This window comes from Streptomyces sp. NPDC056224, assembly GCF_042267665.1.
Taxonomy (GTDB): Bacteria; Actinomycetota; Actinomycetes; order Streptomycetales; family Streptomycetaceae; genus Streptomyces.
In genome coordinates, this window is sequence record NZ_JBHJTK010000047.1 from 34,158 (window position 1) to 51,728 (window position 17,571).

Genomic DNA, 17,571 nt, shown 5'->3' on the forward strand with positions numbered 1-17,571 from the left:
GCCAGAGGAGAGCAGCCGCCCTCGGCAGAGGGCGGGCCCAGTCGGGAACGGGGTGCGTCATGCAGCCCCGGCGCAGCCCGTGGTCGTGCAGCGTGATCGTCGTGCCGTCCGGGCCAGATCGCGGACGTGTGCGGTGGCGAGCTGGGTGGTAGAAGCCGCGGTGAACACAGCTGTGGCGAGCTGAGCTGCCAGGTACGGGTGCGCCGTCGCACGGTGCAGCCGCCAGGCGACCTCCGTCTCGGTTACCGGGGTCATCACCGGCGGGAAGAAGTCCCGGTCCACCGCCAGCGGGGCGGCGCAGCGGCATGGGCCGGTCGCGTCGTCGAAAGCCTTGAGGGTGGTCAGGGCGGGCAGGCTGATCCAGCGTTTCGCCAACGGCGGCGCCGCCTGGGACACCTGGCATTGCGGGGTGGTCGGTTCGGCCTCGGGCAGCAGAGCGGAAGCCTCGGCGATGCTGTGGTCCACCTGCCGCAGCTCGCGTTCCAGGAACGACCGCATGTCCCGGTGGTGGCAGACCAGAACCAGGCGGACCCCGGTGCGTCGGCGCAGGGTGAGGAGGTCTCTGAAGCGGTGCGGGGTGCGTAGGTGGGCGCGCAGCAGGGTCAGGTGCGTGATGGGGGTGGCGAGGATCCAGCCGGCGTCGACCAGGCCGGGCGGTGGTCCCCGGCGCGAGCGGCCCGGCCCCCCGCCCCTGGTGACCCGGCCTGACCGCCCCGCCGGTCACCCAGTTGCAGCCCGCCGCGCGCCCGTAGGTCAGCTCGTGCCAGAACAGCGCCCCCGACGGGCTTCCCGAGGCCTTGTCTGCTCTTCACATCAACCCCCGGTCTCAGCTGGCCAATACAGCTCTCCCCCGGGGCCGCATGAGCTAGCTGATGGCACCGAGAACGAGGCACGATTCCTGGACTGCTCGCGGACGCGGTCGTGGACGGTCGAAGTACGCGTCAGCTGACCCGAAGACCGACCGCCAGCGTCAGTTCAAGGACCCGGTGTGGCGATGCGAGATCCGGAAACAGCTCCCGCAGCTGCGACATCCGGTACCGGACTGTCTGGGGATGGACGAACAACGCCGCCGCCGCCTCGTCCCGCCTGCCCTGGTGCAGCAGCCACGCTCGCAACGTCTCCTCCAGCCGCCGTGCCGTCGCGACAGGCAAGGTCCGCAACGGTGCGAGGGCTCGGGCACGCAGGTCTGCGAACGCGTCCGCGTCGGCGCTCAGCACCAGCTCGGGCAGGTGGTCCTCGGTGTCGCGAATGTCGGAGGAGAGGGAGCGCGCGCGTACGGCTCGTGCGTACGAGGCGGACGCACGAGTCCATGGCCGGGCCGGGCCGACCACGGCGGTGCGGTCGGTCAGCTGCCGCAAGAGATGTGATCGGTCGGCATCGGGGACGAGCAGCGCACCGGTGGCGTCCGGCAGATCGTCGAGGACGAGGGTGCTCGGGTCGAGCGCGCGGTAGGCAGGCCGGGCCTGGGCGGCGGGCAGCAGGACCGCGGTCAGCGAAACCGGAGGCTGCCACCCGGCCCGTTGAACAGAGGCCAGCAGCACGTCCGGGCTCGAGCCGGCGAGGAGGTCGCGGGCCAGGTGTTCCAGGTGGCGCTCGTGGGCCCTGCCCCGGGCGGCCAGTTCGTCGGCGTGGCCCGCGGCGCTCGCGGCAGAGAGCTCGTCGATGTAGGCGAAGGTCAGCTCGGCGAACTTGGCGACCTCGGCGGCGGCCAGACCTACGGGTACGGCACCCGCTGCCAGGCATCGCCAGGCCACGCGGGCGCCGACGCGGTAGGCGCTGAGCAGGGCGTCCATCGAACGGCCGTCGCGCACCTCGCCGCGGCCCAGCTCGTAGGCTGCGTCACCAGCGTCGCCGCCTGTGGCGTTCCCGCTCGCGAGGTCCAGGTAGTGCCCCAGGGCGGTACGGACGGCTCGGCGGATGGTGGCGCCCATGCGGCCCGAAAGGGCGTTGGCGTAGGGAGGGACCTCGTCGATGATCGCCTGGACGACCTCGTCGGCGGTGGTCTTCAGCGCGGCCCGAAGTGCGGTGACCGTCGTCTCATCCAGGGCCAGTTCGCTGGCCCTCCGGATTGCATGGCTCACGGTTTTATTCCCTGCGAACAATTCAGCCGATCAAATTTACGTCCTGCGGTCAGGACTTTACCCCTTGAGGCGCAGCAAGCTGGAGTCATGACGAGTGCAGCCCTCCGCAGCAGGGCGTGGAAACTGCTGGAGATGGTCACGACGCCGCTGCTGCCGTCGGACTACCTCGACCTGGTCAGCCCGCTGCGTGCGGGCGCTGACCTGCGTGGGCGCATCGAGGCCGTGCACCCCGAGACGGGTAACACCGCGACTATCGTGATCAGGCCGGGACGGGGCTGGCGCGGCCACACAGCCGGTCAGTACGTGCGGATCGGGGTCGACGTCGACGGGGTGCGCCTGTGGCGTGCCTACTCCATCACCTCGCCGACAAACCGCCAGGACGGCCGCGTCACGATCACCGTGAAGGCGATCCCGGACGGCAAGGTCAGCAACCACCTGGTCCGCAGGGCGAAACCGGGCACGCTGGTCCAGCTCGACCAGCCGGCCGGTGACTTCGTGCTGCCGCAGGCCAAGCCCGCCAAGGTGCTCTACCTGACGGCCGGCAGTGGCATCACACCCGTGATGGGCATGCTGCGCGACACCGAGTTCAACGACGTCGTCATGGTCCACTGCGCGCCACAGCCGCAGGACGTGATCTTCCGCGACGAGCTGCACCGCCTGGTCGCGGACAAGAAGCTGCGGCTCACCGAGGTGCACACCGACACCGACGGCATGCTCGACATCGCCCGTCTCGACGAACTCGTGCCCGACTGGGCCGAGCGCGAGACCTGGGCCTGCGGGCCCGCGGGCCTGCTCGACGCCGCCGAAAAGCACTGGAGCGAGTACGGCGTCCCCGAGCGCCTGCACACCGAACGCTTCCGCCCCCGCATCGTCGTCGCCGGTGACGGCGGCGAGGTCACGTTCAGCGCCACCGGCAAGACCGTCGACGCGGACGGCGCCACGCCGTTGCTGGACGTCGGCGAGGAGGCCGGCGTGCTCATGCCCTCCGGGTGCCGCATGGGCATCTGCTTCGGCTGCGTCACGCCGCTCAAGGCGGGCGCCGTCCGCGACCTGCGCACCGGCGAGATCACCGAGGCCGAACCGGGCGTCCTCATCCAGACCTGCGTGTCCGCCGCGGCGGGCCCTTGTGACATCGAACGGTAGGAGCACCTTGACCGCCATCGACCCCACCGCCCACCTCACCGCGGAGCAGATCGAGGAGCTCGGCCGCGAGCTGGACGCGATCCGCGACGAGGTGATCGCCGGCCGCGGCGAGAAGGACGCCGCCTACATCCGTAAGGTGATCTCGGCGCAGCGCAAGCTCGAGCTGGTCAGCAGGGGCGTGCTGCTGTTCTCGATCTTCCCGCCCGCGTGGGTGATCGGCACCGCCGGTCTGTCCGTGGCGAAGATCATGGACAACATGGAGATCGGCCACAACATCCTGCACGGCCAGTGGGACTGGATGCGGGACCCGAAGATCCACTCCACCACCTGGGAGTGGGATCACGTCTCGCCGGCCGATCAGTGGAAGCACTCGCACAACGAGCTGCACCACACGTACACCAACGTGATCGGCAAGGACAACGACCTCGGCTACGGCATCATGCGCGTCGACGAGGACCAGAAGTGGCACCCGTTCCACCTCGGCCAGCCGCTGTGGAACTTCATCAACGCCTGCTTCTTCGAGTACGGCATCGCGGCGTACGACCTGGAGCTCGGCAAGAACCTGAACAAGCGCCGCCGCAAGAACCCGGAGTTCCGCGCGCGGGCCAAGGCCGTGGGCCGCAAGATCCGCAAGCAGGTGCTCAAGGACTACGTGATCCACCCGCTGCTGTCGGGCCCCTCGTTCCTGCCCACGCTCGCCGCCACGTTCACCGCGAATCTGGTCCGCAACCTCTGGACCCACTCGGTGATCATGTGCGGGCACTTCCCCGAGGGCGTGCAGGTCTTCGAGCGCCGGTCGATCAGGGGCGAGACGCGCGGCCAGTGGTATCTGCGCCAGATGATGGGCTCGGCGAACATCAGCGGCAGCAGGGCCATGCACTTCATGACCGGCAACCTGTCGCACCAGATCGAGCACCACCTGTTCCCGGACCTGCCCAGCAACCGGTACGCCGAGGTCGCGGTGAAGGTGCGCGCGTTGTTCGAGAAGTACGAGCTGGAGTACGTCACCGGGCCGCTCCCCAAGCAGGTGTTCTCCGCGTGGCGCAAGGTCTTCCGGCTCTCACTGCCGAACAAGAAGCCCAAGGTCAAAACGCCGGACCGCGAGCAGGAGCTCGTCGCGGCCTGATTCCCGGTATTGGTTCAGATCTTTCGGCCATACCGACGGCACACCGCCGGTCCGGTCAGCCGCGGTGGAACCGGTCTGCGCCTGCCGACCGGTGCCTTCCTTTTGGCGCGGTTCCTTCGCCGCCGGGAACCTCCCGGCCTTCCTGGCGCCACTGCCGCTCGAGGGCGTCGTAGATCGGAGAATCCGACACCCACCCGCCGCCCGCCCGCACGTCGGCGAAACTTCTCTGCGCTGGAACGTTCCTGTGGTCCATAAGCAGCCCACCGACCCCACGCCGGGCGCCGTGGCGGCCCGTATCCCGACCGTCACCAGGAGACCCGCAACGGGGTGACGTGTATGCCTGCCTTGGGCGCCGGCGGTTCGGGGTCAGGATCCGAGGACGAGCAGCCCGCGGGGTGCGTTGGGCAGGTCTTCAGAGACGGTGGCGGTGCCGGTCAGGGGCATGAGGTGCCCGTTGGCGCAGTAGCCGGGCTGCTGATGGTCGATCTCCCAGTCCCAGCCGGCCGGAATCGCGAAGATGGGGATCTTCGAGGACGACAGCGAGCCCTCCTTCGAGCGATGGCTCGCCGAGCGGCTGGAGGGACTCGCTCCCGGCATCCGGTCAGAGGCCGAACGCTGGACCCGCGTCCTGCACGACGGCGGCCCGCGCAGCCTCCCGCGGCGAGAGGGAACGGTCTGGCTCTGCCTCAACCGGGTCCGTCCGGCACTGCTGGAAGGTCGGATCGCTACGACCACCTGCGGAAGGTAAGCCGCCCCTCGGTCAGCGGACCCCAGGAACGCTTCGCGTCCGTACTCGCGGGTGGCGCCCACGGGTCGACGGCCTCCCGCACCGGCGCCGCCACAGGCGAGGCGGGGGTGGGCGCGGTGCCCGGAGCCGGGGCGGGGGCGGGCACCCGTCCCGCCGGAGGCGCACCCCACGGGTCGCCGGACCCGCCCATGCGCGAGGCCAGCATGTCCCGGGCTGGCGGCGCGACAGCGCCGGGAGCAGCGGGGGCAAGAGCGGGGGCGGGGGCTGGGGCTGGGGTTGGGGCTGGGCGTAGCCTGCTCGCGCACGACCGGCGCATCCGGACAGGCTCAGGCGAGGGAATCGTCTTCCCGAGGGACGAGGAGCACTCTCACCTCTCCCACCTCGGCCGACCAGCGCTCTCCCTGCTCAACGGCCGCCGCCCCTCACCGAGCATCCGCGTGCGGATGTCGCGCGCCGACTTACGTAGCGCCGTCGCCGGCCTGCCGGTCATGGCCGGGTCTCGGTCCAGAAAGCACTGATTCCTCGCGTGCACCTTCCCGTCTCGCTTGCCGGACCCGGGCTGTCTGGCAGTGCCAGCCCGTCCCGACGCCCACCGACCGCCTGGGGCGCCGGTCTCCGGCAGCAGGGGGGCTAGCGATCCCACTGAGCATTCGTCAGTTCCACCATCCGGGCAAGAGCCATCAGACACTGCCCAGTCGGCCGCGCCTGGACCAAAATGATCATCCCCGCAGCGACTGCCCCCTCGGCCGTCGAGGTGATCCCTAAGAAAACGGCCCAGCCGCGCAGGCAGCCGAGGTCCTCTCCGCAGCCAGCCCCCGCTACTGCCCGGCCGGCCCGCCTGTATCGCCGTCGCGCTCCCAGCCACCGAACCCGACGCCTCAACCAAGCCACCGCCGCCAGGCCCCGCCACCACCATGGCCCTCTCCCTCATGCTCGCCCTCGGCACCCGCACCTGATCCACTCGGCCTCCGCTGGTAATTGCCGGCGGCGCTGTACTGCTTGCCCTCGTACTGATCGTCTGGGCGATCGCGCGGCAAACCCTGTCCGTCGCCTGAAGACACACGCCCTCTCGGGCTGAACGGAGACGACTCCGTGCTCCGTGCGACGCGCGGCTGTCCGGCTCGTGCCAGGATGCGGACGACCCATCTGCCCCACGTCGCTCGTAGTGACACCTCCTGCCTCGATGAGGAGACCTCGTGAATCACACGACCAGCCGGATTCTGGTGACGGGTTCCACCGACGGCCTGGGACGGGCCGCAGCGCACTCACTGCTGTCCGCGGGACACCAGGTGGTGGTGCACGCCCGCAACCCGGAGCGCGCGCCCAACCTCGGCCCACTACTGGACCGGGGAGCAGGCATCGTGGTGGGCGACTTCACGGACCGCAACGCCGTGCGGCGCATCGCCGCAGAGCTGAACGACGCGAAGCCGCTCGACGCGGTTATTCACAACGCCGGCGTGTGGAGCGGCCCGGCGGTCATGCCAGTCAACATCATCGCGCCATACCTGCTCACAGCCCTGCTGCGCGAACCCCGCCGCCTGGTGTACCTCAGCAGCGGCTCACATTTCAGCGGACATCCCCACCCCTCGCTTGCCGGCATCGACTGGCGGGGCGGGCACGCGGGCTCGTACGCGGACAGCAAGCTGTTCGTCACGACGCTCGCGGCCGCCGTGGCCCGCCTGCGCCCCGGGGTCCTGAGCAACGCGGTGGATCCGGGCTGGGTGCCGACGAGAATGGGGGGCCCAAACGCGCCGGACGATCTCGAGCTCGGCCACCAGACGCAGGAGTGGCTGGCGACGAGCGACGATCCCCAGGCCATGACGACCGGCGGATACTGGTATCACCGCCAACAGCAGCAACCGCATCCAGCGGTCCACGAGCAAGCCTTCCAGGACCGCCTCCTGCAAGCGCTGGCCCATGAAACGGGCACCGTGATCTGATCTGACCCATATGTCTGTCGGGCCTTGGCATAGACGACCAGCGCGCGGTGTGAAGGCGGCTCCCTACCAGGGACGGCACGGGCCGATCCGGGACGGCGCCAGCCCCGGGCGCGCCGCCGCCCCAAAGGATCGAGGCACCCCGGGCAGAGGCGTGCACCCGCCAGGCCAACGAGCTCTCGCAGAACCTGTTCCGCGAGTGTGGACCGCCACAGGGTGAGGGCGTTGTCCTGCCCGCTGGGCTACCTCGGCGCCGGTGCCTGGCCGGCCACCTCGATGCCTGCCTGGCGGAAGTCGTCCAGCGTGGCCGTGACCAGGTCATACAGGCCGCCGACGTGACGGCCACAGCCGTCGGCCAGGTCGGTCACATCGGGCGCCGACTGCTGGCCGACCTCCCCCCGCCCAGACGCCAACGGGTCAGTACCCGCAAGGTCAAGTCGCCGACGTCCCGCTGCAACGGACGTCTCGAGGACGGCCGTCCGGATGCCAGCCGCACCGTGACCGGCCTCGACATCACCGTCCTTGAACCCGAGCCGGACCTACCGACGGTCTCTCACGACGACCGGTACACCCCACTGGCCGGCCGCCGCAAACAGCGCGTCCTCGCGCTCCTTCAGGCAGACCCAGACCGTCACTGGCGCACCCGCGACCTGGCCCGCCATCTCGGCGACATCACCGTGAGCACTATGTGCCGGCAACTCGACAGATGGGCAGCGCAAGGACCCATCACCAAGACCGCACCCGCCACCTTCGCCAGCCCAAAACCCTTGCCGCCAGTACAAATACGTTAACTACCCGGCCTTGGGTCAAGGCCCGTCAGGCAACTCCCCCTACACCTGCACCCTCACGAGGACCTGAGGCTTGAGGCCGTGCCGTACCGACAGACCAGCCGGTACGGCACGATCTGCTGACCGCATCGCCGCTGTCCCACGCCCGCCGGGCACACCCCGTTCGGCAGCCCGCACGGGCTCTGCGGCGTGTGCGCTTCCGCTTCCCGGGGGAGGCGGGGCCACACTGGTTTCTGCATCCGTCCAGGCGCCCGGGTCGGAAGACGGAACGTCGCCGCACCCGCCGGAAGGCCCGCATTGAGCTGGAACGCTGATATCACCATCGTCGGAGCAGGAGCAGCGGGGCTGTCCCTGGCGGCTCACCTGGCCGGGCCTCCCTCCGGCTCAGGGCTTCGGCCGCGCGTCCTAGTGGTGGAGGCCCCGCCGGGGCCCCTGCGTTCCCCGGACCGGACCTGGTGCTTCTGGGAGGCGGGCAGGGGGCCGTACGACCATCTGCTCGAAACGAGTTGGGACCGGCTGCGCGTGTACGGGCCTGACGGGACGGTTGTCGACCGGTCATTGGGGGCTCTGCGGTACAAGATGCTCAGGTCGGGCCGGTTCGAGGAGGCCATGTCCGAGCGGCTGCGCAGATCCGGGGTCGCGGTGCGGCAGCTCACGGTCGAGCGGGTCACGGACATCGGTGACGAAGCTGTGGTGTGGGGCCGTGATGTGGCAGGGGTTGTATCGGGCCTTCGGTCGGGTCTGGTCTTCGACTCGCGGCCGCCCCCTCGGCTGCCGGCCGCCAGGACCACGCTGCTGCAGCATTTTCGGGGCTGGTTCGTCCGTACTTCGAAGCCGGTCTTCGATCCGAGTGCGGCCATCCTGATGGATTTCCGCCTTCCCCAGCCTGCGCGCGGCCTGGCTTTCGGGTACGTCCTTCCCACCAGCTGCCATGAGGCTCTGGTGGAGTACACGGAGTTCTCCCCCGCCACCCTGGACGAAGCGGCCTACCACCGTGCCCTGAGTCGCTACTGCGGCAGCGTCCTGGCGCTGGGCGAGTACGTGGTGGGCGAGCAGGAACAGGGGGTGATTCCCATGAGCGACGGGCGCCTGCCCCGTCGCCATGCGCGCCGGGTCTTCCCGATCGGTGCCGCGGGCGGGGCGACCCGCCCGTCCACCGGTTACACCTTCGCCGCGATCCAGCGGCACAGCCTGTACCTGGCCCGGGCCGTCCGGGCAGGACGCTCTCCGGCCCGCGTGCCGGCCCCGCACGCAGGGCGGGCGCGGACGATGGACGCGGTACTGCTGCGGGCCCTGGACACCGGCCGGGTTGACGGCGCTCAGTTCTTCACACAGCTCTTCTCGTCCGTGCCGGCGGAACGAATGCTGCGGTTCCTCGACGGAGCCACTTCCTTGTGGGAAGACGTCGGCGTGGGCTTGCGTACGCCTGTGGTTCCCATGCTGCGCTCGCTGCTGGATCTTCCCCTGTTGCCCCGGTCCGCGCCTGCCTCTTGGCCGGTGCATCGTTGAAAGGCTCTCATGTCCCTGCTGCGCGACGATTCCCTGTCCGAGGCGTTCGACCACGCCGCGGCCCGCTACGACTGGATGGTCTCGGCGAGCCCCGGCTATCACGGGCACCTGCGCCGCTCTGCCCGGCGGCTGGGCCTGCCGGACGCCGGGCGCGGTGCCCGTGTCCTGGATCTGGGGTGCGGTACCGGTGCGTCGACCGCTGCCCTGTTGTCGGCGGCGCCGCTGGCCCACATCACGGCGGTGGACGCTTCTGCGGGCATGCTCGCGAGGGCGGCGGAGAAGCCGTGGCCTCCCGGTGTCCGCTTGGTCGAGGCGTCGGCGGACCGGCTCGGTGCTGCCGGCGTCGAGGGGCCCTTCGACGCGGTCTTCGCCGCCTACCTGTTTCGCAACGTGACCGACACCGACCGAACACTGAAGTCGGTGCGCGCCGTGATGGCGCCCGGTGCCCGGATCGCCGTGCACGAGTACGCGCTCAGCGGCAAGCGCATGGAGCGGATGTTGTGGACGGCGGTGTGCCGGTCGGTGATCATCCCGCTGGGCAGGGCGACCGGGGACGCGCGGCTGTATGAGCACTTGTGGCACAGCGTGCTGGGGTTCGACACAGCGGCGGAGTTCGCGGGACGGATGCGGGAAGCCGGGTTCTCCCGGGTGCGGGTGCTACCGCTGCCGGGTTGGCAGACGGGGATCACGCACACATTCGTCGGGGTCGCCGCGTGAGGGGGCAACCGTATCCGGGGCGGGACCGGCGGGCCCACCGGGTCGAGGCCCCGGGTGGGCGGGCACGTCTGGAGCAGGGCGAGCGGCAGGTGGCCGTGGTGGGCGGGGGGATCGCCGGGCTGTCGGCGGCCATCGTTCTGGCCGAACGCGGGGTGCGGGTCACCTTGTACGAGCGGGACGCGCAGCTCGGGGGGAGGCTGGCTGGGTGGCAGACGCGGCTGGCCGACGGTTCACAGGCCACGATGAGCCGCGGCTTCCACGCGTTCTTCCGCCAGTACTACAACCTGCGGGCGCTGCTGTGCCGGACCGATCCGGGCCTGCACGGCATGATCGGACTCGCGGACTACCCGCTGCGCCACCGGAACGGAGGGCAGGACAGCTTCGCGCGCGTGCCGCGTACGCCGCCGCTGAGCGCTCTTGGGTTCATCACACAGAGTCCGTCCTTCACGTGGCGCGACCTGGGACGGATGGATGCGCGGGCAGCCCTGCCGCTTCTGGACGTTGCGGTGCCGCAGGTGTACGAGGCGTTGGACGGTACGAGCGCCACCGAGTTCCTGGCGGCCATCCGTTTCCCCGAGGCCGCGCATCATCTGGCATTCGAGGTGTTCTCGCGGAGCTTTTTCGCCGACCCGGCGGAGCTGTCGGCGGCCGAGCTGGTGTTGATGTTCCACATCTACTTCCTGGGGTCCAGTGAGGGGCTGCTGTTCGACGTGCCGCGCGAGCCGTTCCCTCACTCGTTGTGGGACCCGCTGGCCCGTCATCTGGACGGGCTCGGCGTGGAGATCCGCACGGGTACGACAGTGAACCAGGTCCGACCGGCCGGCCTGGAGGGGGTGACGGTCGTCGCGCAGGCGGGCGGCGAGGGGTACGACGCGGTGGTGCTGGCCCTGGACACGGGCGGGCTGCAGGCGGTGGCCGCTGCCTCGACCGATCTGGTGAGCGCCGCGTGGCGGGCGCGGATCGGCGCTCTGCGGACGGCTCCGCCGTTCCTGGTGTCGCGTCTGTGGCTGTCGCGGCCGGTGGCCGGGGAGCGGCCCGGGTTCCTGGGCACCAGCGGCTACGACGGCCTGGACAACGTGAGCGTCCTGGACCGGTGGGAGGGCGAAGCACACCGTTGGGCGCTGGCGAGCGGCGGCTCGGTGGTGGAACTGCACGCCTACGCCGTGGATCCTGCCGGGTCACGAGAGAGGGTCGAGGAGGGGCTGGTGAACCGGCTGAGAGAGGTCTATCCGGAAACCGTTGACGCAAAGATCATCGACGCCCGCCACGAGTGGCGCGCGGACTGCCCCTTGTTCACCGTGGGCGGCTACCAGGACCGGCCTACTGTGCGTACCACTGATTCCCGGGTGGTGGTGGCCGGGGATCTGGTGCGCACGGGGTTGCCGGTCGCCCTGATGGAGCGCGCTGCGACCAGTGGTTTCCTCGCCGCGAACGCCCTGCTGGAAGGGTGGGGCGTTCGCGGCGAGGCGCTGTGGACGGTCCCCCTCAAGGGCCGTCTGGCTGCCGGCCGGGCGCTGGCAGGCCTGAGACGCCGGTGATCCGAGGCGCGGAGGCCCGCGCCCCGCAAGCCCTGCGGGGTCAGCCGGCGTAGCGGCCGGTGCTGCGCAGCTGCCAGCGGCGTTCGGCGTAGGCGAGGTCGTCCTTCCATAGACGTCCGGCCGCGCGCCGGATCAGAGGGCGTAGTAGTGGGGCCGCGGTGCGGGCGACGGTGAAGCCGGGCCTGTGGGATGTGGCGATGACGGCTTCGGTGACGCGGGTGCGGGGGCGGCCGTCGCGGGCGGCGCCCAACGGGGTGGCATGGGTTTCGACGACGGATCCGACCCCCTCACCTTCGGTGATGCGCATGACCACGGTGCGGGGGCCCGGGGCGGTGAACTCCGCAGTCACGGGTACGACGAGACGGCCGCCCAGTTTGAAGGAGACCTTCACGGTCATGACGTCGGTGGTGGCCCCGTCGTCGAGGACGGTGAGGTCGGCGAAGGAGTAGGGGTGGAACCATGAGCCGTGCCAGGGATCGAGACGGTTGGCGATGATGTCCTGGGGCTCGCACACCCCCGTGCCGGTGTAGACGGCGGCCAGCGAGGTTCCGGAGGGCGGTCGGGGCAGGATGAGGGGGGTCTCCAGCGGGTCATCGCCGCCGTGGTCGTCGAGCCGGACCCAGGCCAGAATGCCGTCGTCATGGGCCGGGAATGGCTGCCAGCCGGCGAACGGGGCACCGTTGAGGGCCAGTCCGTGCCAGGGACAGACCAGCGTGCCGCAGCGGATCGGAGCGTCGGCCAGCGCGGCACCCAGGTGCGGACAGGCACCCGGCCCCGCGATCAGGGTCCCGGCGCCGTCCCGCCACGCCACGATCTCGGTGCCTTCAATGGTCGCGCCATAGCCGGCCTCGCAGAGTACGGCCGTGCTGGGACCCAGGACGTACCAGTTTCCTGCCGGGCGGGCCTGCGCCCGTTTGAGGGCGGCCGCGATGATCTGGGGAGAGGCGGCGCGCCACGTCGGCTGCTGCCGATGCCAGGGCAGGGGGCCGCGGCGCAGGCTGATCGGCAGACGGTGGGAGGGACGGGGGCTCATCGAGGCTCCTCGCACGCTTGGCCGGCGAGGTCGGGCCGGTTCGCAGGGGCGGTCAGACGGGCTTTGCTGATCGCGGCGAGTCCCGCGGCGGCAACGGCCGCCCGGCGGAGCGGGCGGACGGAGGAACGGTGATGGACGCTGGCGTAGCCGTCGCGCGCGACGGCGTCGAGGATCTCCCCGTACAGCACGCAGGCGGTACGCACGCAAGGCCGGGAGACGGGGTCGAGCATCTCGATGCCGGGCGCCGCCTTCGTGTAGACGGTCCTGGTGAGCTCGGTGGCGGCCTGGAGGGCGCGGGTGATGCGGGGGTCGCGTCGGCCGGTGCGCCTGCTCCATTGCAGCAGGTCGCGGTCCACGCCATAGGCGGCGAGGAGGTCGGCGGGCAGGTAGACGCGGTCGCGGTCGAGGTCCTCGCCGACATCGCGGACGAAGTTGGTCAGTTGGAACGCCTCGCCGAGGGCCGCTGCGTGGGGGGCGGCTTCTTCGCGGGGGGTGACGTGGCCGAGGACCGGGAGCATCTGGAGGCCGATGACGGCGGCGGAGCCGTGCATGTAGCTCCGCAGGGCATCAAAAGTGGAGTAGTCGGTGACGGTGAGGTCGGCGCGCATGGAGGCGAGGAAGTCATCGAAGTAGTGGTGGGGGATGTGGTAGCGGTGCGCTGTGTGGGCGACCGCGTTGACGACGGGATGGCGGCCGGGGCCGCCATCCATGGCCGTGCGTACGTCTTGTGAAAGTCTCTGGAGCTGCTGCGCCCGGTGTTCGGTTGAGGTGGGGGCGCGGAGGTCGTCGACGATGTCGTCCGCGAGGCGTGCGAAGCCGTAGAGGGCATGGACGGCGGGGCGGCGGGAGGGTGGCAGGAGCCGGGTGGCAAGGAAGTAGGTCTTGCCGTGGCGGGCGTTGAGGCGGCGGCACTGGGTGAAGGCGGCGCGTTGGGTGGGGTCGGTGATGCGGGCGGCGTCGAGTTCGCGTCGTGTCATGCGCTGTGGCCTTGGGGCATCGTGGACGGGGCGGATGAGTTTTTGGGGCGTGGCCGGGCGAGGCCGGTGATGCGGGCGGCGGCGAGGCGGCCGGAGATCAGGACGGTGGGCACGCCGACGCCGGGGGTGGTGCCGCAGCCGGCGAGGACGGCGTTGGCGGTGCCGTTGGGGAGGTTGCGGGGCCGGAAGGGCCCGGTTTGCGGGAACGTGTGGGCGACGGAGAAGGGTGTGCCGGCGGCATGGCCCTGGGCCGTCCAGTCGGCGGGGGTGATGAGGGCCTCGGTGCTGATGGCGTCCTCGAAACCGGTCAGGCCGCGCTGCTCCAGCTCGCGCAGCAGGCTGTCGCGATAGCGGGGCCCCAGGTCCTTCCAGGAGGTGGCCGAGGGGCCGATGGTGGTGTTGGGGCAGGGCGCGAGCACGTAGTGGATGTGTCGTCCGGGCGGAGCCAGGCTCGGGTCGGTCGCGGTGGGTCGGGTGATGAGAAGGGAGGGATCGCTCATCAAGTTCCCGGTGCGGGTGAGTTCCTGGAAGGTCTGCCTCCAGGCGGCGCCGAAGGAGATCGTGTGGTGGGCCAGTTCGGGCCAGGTCCGGTCCGTCCCGGCGTGCAGAACCACCGCCGACGGGGAATGGCGCAGGGCGAGGGGGCGGCGCGGGCGGGTGCCGAGCAGCCGGTAGGCGGCGGGTAGGTCTGGGGTGAGGACAACGGCGTCGCAGGGGATGCGCTGCTGGTCGGTGATGACGGCGCTGATCCGCTCGCCGGTGCGTTCCAGGGCGGTGACGGTCTGACCGTAATGGAGGCTGGCGCCAGCGTCCGCGGCGGCCGCGGACATGGCAGTGGGTACGGCGTGCATGCCGCCCTGGGGGAAGTACACGCCGGCGATGGTGTCCATGTAGGCGATGACGGCGTAAGCGGCCAGGGCGCGGGCGGGTGGGATGCCGGCGTAGAGGGCTTGGAAGGAGAAGACGCGCTGGAGTCGCTCGTCGGTGAGGAAACGGCCGATCTTCGACTGGAGGCGGCCGAAACCGCCCAGGGCGGCGAGCCGGGCCAGGTCCGGGTGCAGGAGGGACAGTGGCGAGTCGAAGTTGCTGTCGATGAACCGGTTCATCTGCGCCTGGTAGATGTCGTGCAGCCACTGGCGCAGCAGGCGGTATCCCGCGACCTCCCGCCCTCCGGCGAAGCGTTCGATCTCGGCTTCCATCGCCTTGGCCCCGGTATGGACGTCGAGGCTGGTGCCGTCCGCGAAGCTGGCGCGGTAGGCGGGGTGCAGCGGGTGCAGGGTCAGCCGGTCGGACATCGACTGGCCTGCGGCGGAGAAGGCCTCTTCGAGTAGATGCGGCATGGTGAGCACGGTCGGGCCGCTGTCGAAACGGTAGCCATCGGCTTCGATGAGTCCGGCTCGGCCGCCCGGGAGCAGGTCACGTTCGACGATGGTCACGCGTCGATGGGAGCCGAGAAGATGGAGAGCTGCGGACAGCCCCGCGAGGCCGGCGCCGATGACGACGACGTGGTCGGTGCGCCCGGTGATCGTCTTCATCAAAGGCTCCCGCGGTCAGCTGTGCTGGTGGCTTGCTGCTCGCGCGGTGCGGCAATCTGACGCAGCAGCGCGGTCAGGTGCTCAGCGGCGGGCCCGCTCAGATGTGCTGCGCGCAGGTGGTGTTCGGCGGCGCGGCTCAGGCGCGCGATGCGTCGTTCGACCCGCTCCGGAGCGCCGGTGGAGACCAAGGCGTCACGGACGGCTGCCAGAGCCTGCTCGGAGAGTTCGGAGTCCCCCCGGCAGGAGTCCAGAAGGTCAGTGACGGACGTGTCCTTGGTTGCCTGGGCGCGGGTGTGGGCCAGCGCGATCAGGTAGGTCGACTTGCCTGAGCGGATGTCGTCCCCGGAGGGCTTGCCGGTCGCCACGGGATCGCCGAACACGCCGAGAAGGTCGTCCCGTAGCTGGAAGGCGATTCCAGCGCACCGGCCCGCCGCACCCAGGGCACGGGAGGTGCTCTCGTCGGCTCCGGCCAGCACCGCGCCGAGGGCCAGAGGCCGTTCCACTGTGTAGCGGGCGGTCTTGAGGCAGACGGTGCGGATGGCCTGGGCCGCGGAGCGGGATGAGGTGGCCTGGCCGTGCAGATCGAGGTACTGGCCGGCGACCATCTCGGTTCTCATGGCACGCCAGAGATGCCGAACGCTGGCGCGTTTCGCGGGTTCGAGGTCAGTGGTGGCGACCAGGTCATCCGCCCAGGACAGAGCCAGGTCGCCCGCCAGAACGGAGGCGGAGTGGGCGAAGGACTCAGTGACAGCCTCGCGGGTGGGGGCCGGGTATTGCAGAGCGAGCTGTGCGTGGAAGGAGGGCCGTCCTCGGCGCACCGATGAGTGGTCCATGACGTCGTCGTGGATCAGGGCGCAGCTCTGGATGAGTTCGAGAGCGGCCGCAATGCGCAGGGCCGCAGGTGTTTCGTAGTCCGATCCGCCACATGCCCGCAGGGCCCACCAAAGGAACCGCGGGCGGATCCGTGAGCCGCCGCTGAGCGTGTAGGCGGCCAGCCGTTCGGCAATGTCGGTGGCGAAGACGGGGTCCAGGGTATGGCCGAACGCAATGAGCTCGTCGCAGCGGATCTTCAACTCGCGGTTTACAGCTGCGACGACGTCTTCGTCGACTGTTGCGGCCAGGGCGCCGGCGAGCCTTGCGGGCGAGGTATCGGAGAGGGTGAGATGTCGCGCAGCCGACACTTCTTGCATTCGTTCCTCCGTGTCGTGAAGTGGCGTCTGCCGCCTGTTTCGCGTCGACAGGGCGGACGGATGCACTCGGCTGTGTTCCGTGGCTCCGCGCCCCATATGTCCCCCGCCAGGCGATGGGCTCAGACAGGCCACCCGGCCGATCCACCCGATGGGCGCATCTGCGGAATCGGATACGGCTTCGGCGCCGTCGCGGAACAAGGCGCGGCGCCCTCAAAGTCCGGAGACCACGCAGGATCCTCGCCTACCGCGACATCGAGTTCCTCTCCACCCGCATCAGTGGCGGGCGTGAGCGAGGGTGAGAGAGCAGCTACTGGAGGAGGTTCGCCCCGTTCTGGTCGCCGGTTGCGCTCAGGCCGAGTACGCGGCTGGCCCGGCGGGCGTGGTCGCCGATGCGCTGTTCCTGTTCGCTTTCCGGTCCCGCCTCCTGTCCGGTGAAAGCGAAGGGCGCCCAGCCGAAGGTCCTCCGCCGTGGCGGCGCTCGGGAGGACTACGCGCTGGAAATGGTGTACTGGGACGCCGGCACCGCCCGGCTGCTGCCCCGGCTGCTCAAGGGCCGCACCCGCGGCCCCGTGTTCGTCACCCACCGCCGTCCAGGCCCCGGCAAGGTGGTCAGCCCGCGAGACGTCTGCCCGGACACCGGGCTCGCCCGCCTCTCCTACGGGCAGACCCGTGCGCTGCTTGATGAACACACTGCGGTGCACGGGCCGGGCACCGGCTGGGACCCGCACGAATACCGGCATTCCGGCCTGACCCACCTTGGCGAGGCCGGGGCCAGCCTGCTGATGCTCATGGCGAAGTCACGGCACAAGAAGACGGAGAACGACCGCCGCTACTTCAAGCCATCCCCGGAGGCGATCGCCGAGGTCACCAGCCTGCTCGCGCCCGGCAACAGCAGGCGCTGAAACCCGCTCAGCCTGTCCCGAACTCGTATTCGCTCGGGCGCCTGCGATTCACTGGAGCACGACCGTGACGCCGCACTCTTCCAGGAGCCGCACGATCTCCTCGAAGTAGGAAAATCCGTCCTCCGGAGCCTCCACGACGTCCGCCAGCGCGCGGCGTGCGACCTCGGAGTCGGCGCCAGGTCATGGTGAAGGGCGGGGCCACTCCGAATCCACCGCCCAGGCAGTCCTTGAAGGCGTTTCACTCCCGCCCGTTAGTACTGCAACGGTGTTTGCCGTGACGGTTGGGCAGGTCCGTCGTTGGTCGGTTCATGGGTGGGGAACTTACTGATGCCCGGTCGTGGGCTGGT

At 70.3% G+C, this 17,571-nt stretch carries 14 protein-coding genes and 1 pseudogene; 7 read left to right on the forward strand and 8 right to left on the reverse strand.

Going from position 1 to position 17,571, the window contains the following annotated elements; genetic code table 11:
- Window positions 1-57: 57 nt before the first annotated feature.
- Together ACFCZ1_RS33095 and ACFCZ1_RS33100 are read right to left on the reverse strand one after the other, a co-directional pair.
- On the reverse strand, window positions 58-498 hold the full coding sequence (locus tag ACFCZ1_RS33095; RefSeq protein WP_376681971.1) for a hypothetical protein: 441 nt from the start codon (window positions 496-498) through the stop codon (window positions 58-60).
- 443 nt (window positions 499-941) lie between these two features.
- A complete protein-coding gene (locus ACFCZ1_RS33100; RefSeq protein WP_376681972.1) occupies window positions 942-2,081 on the reverse strand; it encodes a PucR family transcriptional regulator in 1,140 nt (379 codons plus the stop codon).
- A gap of 87 nt (window positions 2,082-2,168) precedes the next feature.
- On the opposite strand from ACFCZ1_RS33100, the gene ACFCZ1_RS33105 reads away from it, so the two are divergent.
- Window positions 2,169-3,224, forward strand: a complete 1,056-nt coding sequence (locus ACFCZ1_RS33105) for a ferredoxin reductase (RefSeq protein ID WP_376681973.1) — start codon at window positions 2,169-2,171, stop codon at window positions 3,222-3,224.
- Between the two features lie 7 nt (window positions 3,225-3,231).
- Window positions 3,232-4,350, forward strand: coding sequence for a fatty acid desaturase family protein (locus ACFCZ1_RS33110; protein WP_376681974.1), 1,119 nt, complete (start codon window positions 3,232-3,234; stop codon window positions 4,348-4,350).
- A 366-nt stretch (window positions 4,351-4,716) separates the two neighbouring features.
- On the opposite strand, the gene ACFCZ1_RS33115 is transcribed toward ACFCZ1_RS33110, so the two are convergent.
- Window positions 4,717-4,947, reverse strand: a complete 231-nt coding sequence (locus tag ACFCZ1_RS33115) for a hypothetical protein (protein ID WP_376681975.1) — start codon at window positions 4,945-4,947, stop codon at window positions 4,717-4,719.
- A gap of 1,347 nt (window positions 4,948-6,294) precedes the next feature.
- On the opposite strand from ACFCZ1_RS33115, the gene ACFCZ1_RS33120 reads away from it, so the two are divergent.
- Complete coding sequence (locus ACFCZ1_RS33120) at window positions 6,295-7,038, forward strand: SDR family NAD(P)-dependent oxidoreductase (RefSeq protein ID WP_376681976.1); 744 nt, start codon at window positions 6,295-6,297, stop codon at window positions 7,036-7,038.
- Window positions 7,039-7,277: 239 nt separating this feature from the next.
- Here ACFCZ1_RS33120 and ACFCZ1_RS33125 read toward each other — a convergent pair whose 3' ends face one another.
- Window positions 7,278-7,448 (reverse strand): hypothetical protein, encoded by a 171-nt coding sequence (locus ACFCZ1_RS33125; RefSeq protein ID WP_376681977.1) that lies wholly within the window; start codon window positions 7,446-7,448, stop codon window positions 7,278-7,280.
- A gap of 564 nt (window positions 7,449-8,012) precedes the next feature.
- Here ACFCZ1_RS33125 and ACFCZ1_RS33130 point away from each other — a divergent pair.
- Genes ACFCZ1_RS33130 through ACFCZ1_RS33140 form a run of 3 tightly spaced genes read left to right on the forward strand, consistent with a single transcriptional unit; the run spans window position 8,013 to window position 11,587 of the window.
- Entirely contained in the window at window positions 8,013-9,332 is a 1,320-nt protein-coding gene (locus ACFCZ1_RS33130; protein ID WP_376681978.1) for a lycopene cyclase family protein, read from the forward strand.
- A 9-nt stretch (window positions 9,333-9,341) separates the two neighbouring features.
- Window positions 9,342-10,049, forward strand: coding sequence for a class I SAM-dependent methyltransferase (locus tag ACFCZ1_RS33135; protein WP_376681979.1), 708 nt, complete (start codon window positions 9,342-9,344; stop codon window positions 10,047-10,049).
- The gene (locus ACFCZ1_RS33140; protein ID WP_376681984.1) at window positions 10,028-11,587 is read left to right on the forward strand and encodes an FAD-dependent oxidoreductase; all 1,560 of its coding nucleotides are present in this window, start codon (window positions 10,028-10,030) and stop codon (window positions 11,585-11,587) included. Before ACFCZ1_RS33135 ends, ACFCZ1_RS33140 begins: the two co-directional genes overlap by 22 nt.
- A 40-nt stretch (window positions 11,588-11,627) precedes the next feature.
- Here the strand turns inward: ACFCZ1_RS33140 and ACFCZ1_RS33145 are convergent, their stop codons facing one another.
- From ACFCZ1_RS33145 to ACFCZ1_RS33160, 4 genes are read right to left on the reverse strand one after another with little or no spacing between them, the layout of a single operon-like run.
- Window positions 11,628-12,620 (reverse strand): DUF5914 domain-containing protein, encoded by a 993-nt coding sequence (locus ACFCZ1_RS33145; RefSeq protein ID WP_376681980.1) that lies wholly within the window; start codon window positions 12,618-12,620, stop codon window positions 11,628-11,630.
- Complete coding sequence (locus ACFCZ1_RS33150) at window positions 12,617-13,597, reverse strand: phytoene/squalene synthase family protein (protein ID WP_376681981.1); 981 nt, start codon at window positions 13,595-13,597, stop codon at window positions 12,617-12,619. The genes ACFCZ1_RS33145 and ACFCZ1_RS33150 overlap by 4 nt, the downstream gene beginning before the upstream one ends.
- Entirely contained in the window at window positions 13,594-15,132 is a 1,539-nt protein-coding gene (gene crtI, locus ACFCZ1_RS33155) for a phytoene desaturase family protein (protein WP_376681982.1), read from the reverse strand. Before crtI ends, ACFCZ1_RS33150 begins: the two co-directional genes overlap by 4 nt.
- Complete coding sequence (locus ACFCZ1_RS33160) at window positions 15,132-16,322, reverse strand: polyprenyl synthetase family protein (RefSeq protein WP_376681983.1); 1,191 nt, start codon at window positions 16,320-16,322, stop codon at window positions 15,132-15,134. Before ACFCZ1_RS33160 ends, crtI begins: the two co-directional genes overlap by 1 nt.
- A gap of 425 nt (window positions 16,323-16,747) precedes the next feature.
- On the opposite strand from ACFCZ1_RS33160, the pseudogene ACFCZ1_RS33165 reads away from it, so the two are divergent.
- Window positions 16,748-17,224: pseudogene (locus ACFCZ1_RS33165) on the forward strand (site-specific integrase); the annotation flags it as partial.
- Between the last annotated feature and the right edge of the window lie 347 nt (window positions 17,225-17,571).

Bases quoted from the DNA above. Each gene is read 5' to 3' on its own strand.
- ACFCZ1_RS33095 (WP_376681971.1), bottom strand. From the start codon at position 498: ATGCGGTCGTTCCTGGAACGCGAGCTGCGGCAGGTGGACCACAGCATC.
- ACFCZ1_RS33105 (WP_376681973.1), top strand. From the start codon at position 2,169: ATGACGAGTGCAGCCCTCCGCAGCAGGGCGTGGAAACTGCTGGAGATG.
- ACFCZ1_RS33115 (WP_376681975.1), bottom strand. From the start codon at position 4,947: ATGCCGGGAGCGAGTCCCTCCAGCCGCTCGGCGAGCCATCGCTCGAAG.
- ACFCZ1_RS33135 (WP_376681979.1), top strand. From the start codon at position 9,342: ATGTCCCTGCTGCGCGACGATTCCCTGTCCGAGGCGTTCGACCACGCC.
- ACFCZ1_RS33145 (WP_376681980.1), bottom strand. From the start codon at position 12,620: ATGAGCCCCCGTCCCTCCCACCGTCTGCCGATCAGCCTGCGCCGCGGC.
- ACFCZ1_RS33150 (WP_376681981.1), bottom strand. From the start codon at position 13,597: ATGACACGACGCGAACTCGACGCCGCCCGCATCACCGACCCCACCCAA.
- crtI (WP_376681982.1), bottom strand. From the start codon at position 15,132: ATGAAGACGATCACCGGGCGCACCGACCACGTCGTCGTCATCGGCGCC.
- ACFCZ1_RS33160 (WP_376681983.1), bottom strand. From the start codon at position 16,322: ATGCAAGAAGTGTCGGCTGCGCGACATCTCACCCTCTCCGATACCTCG.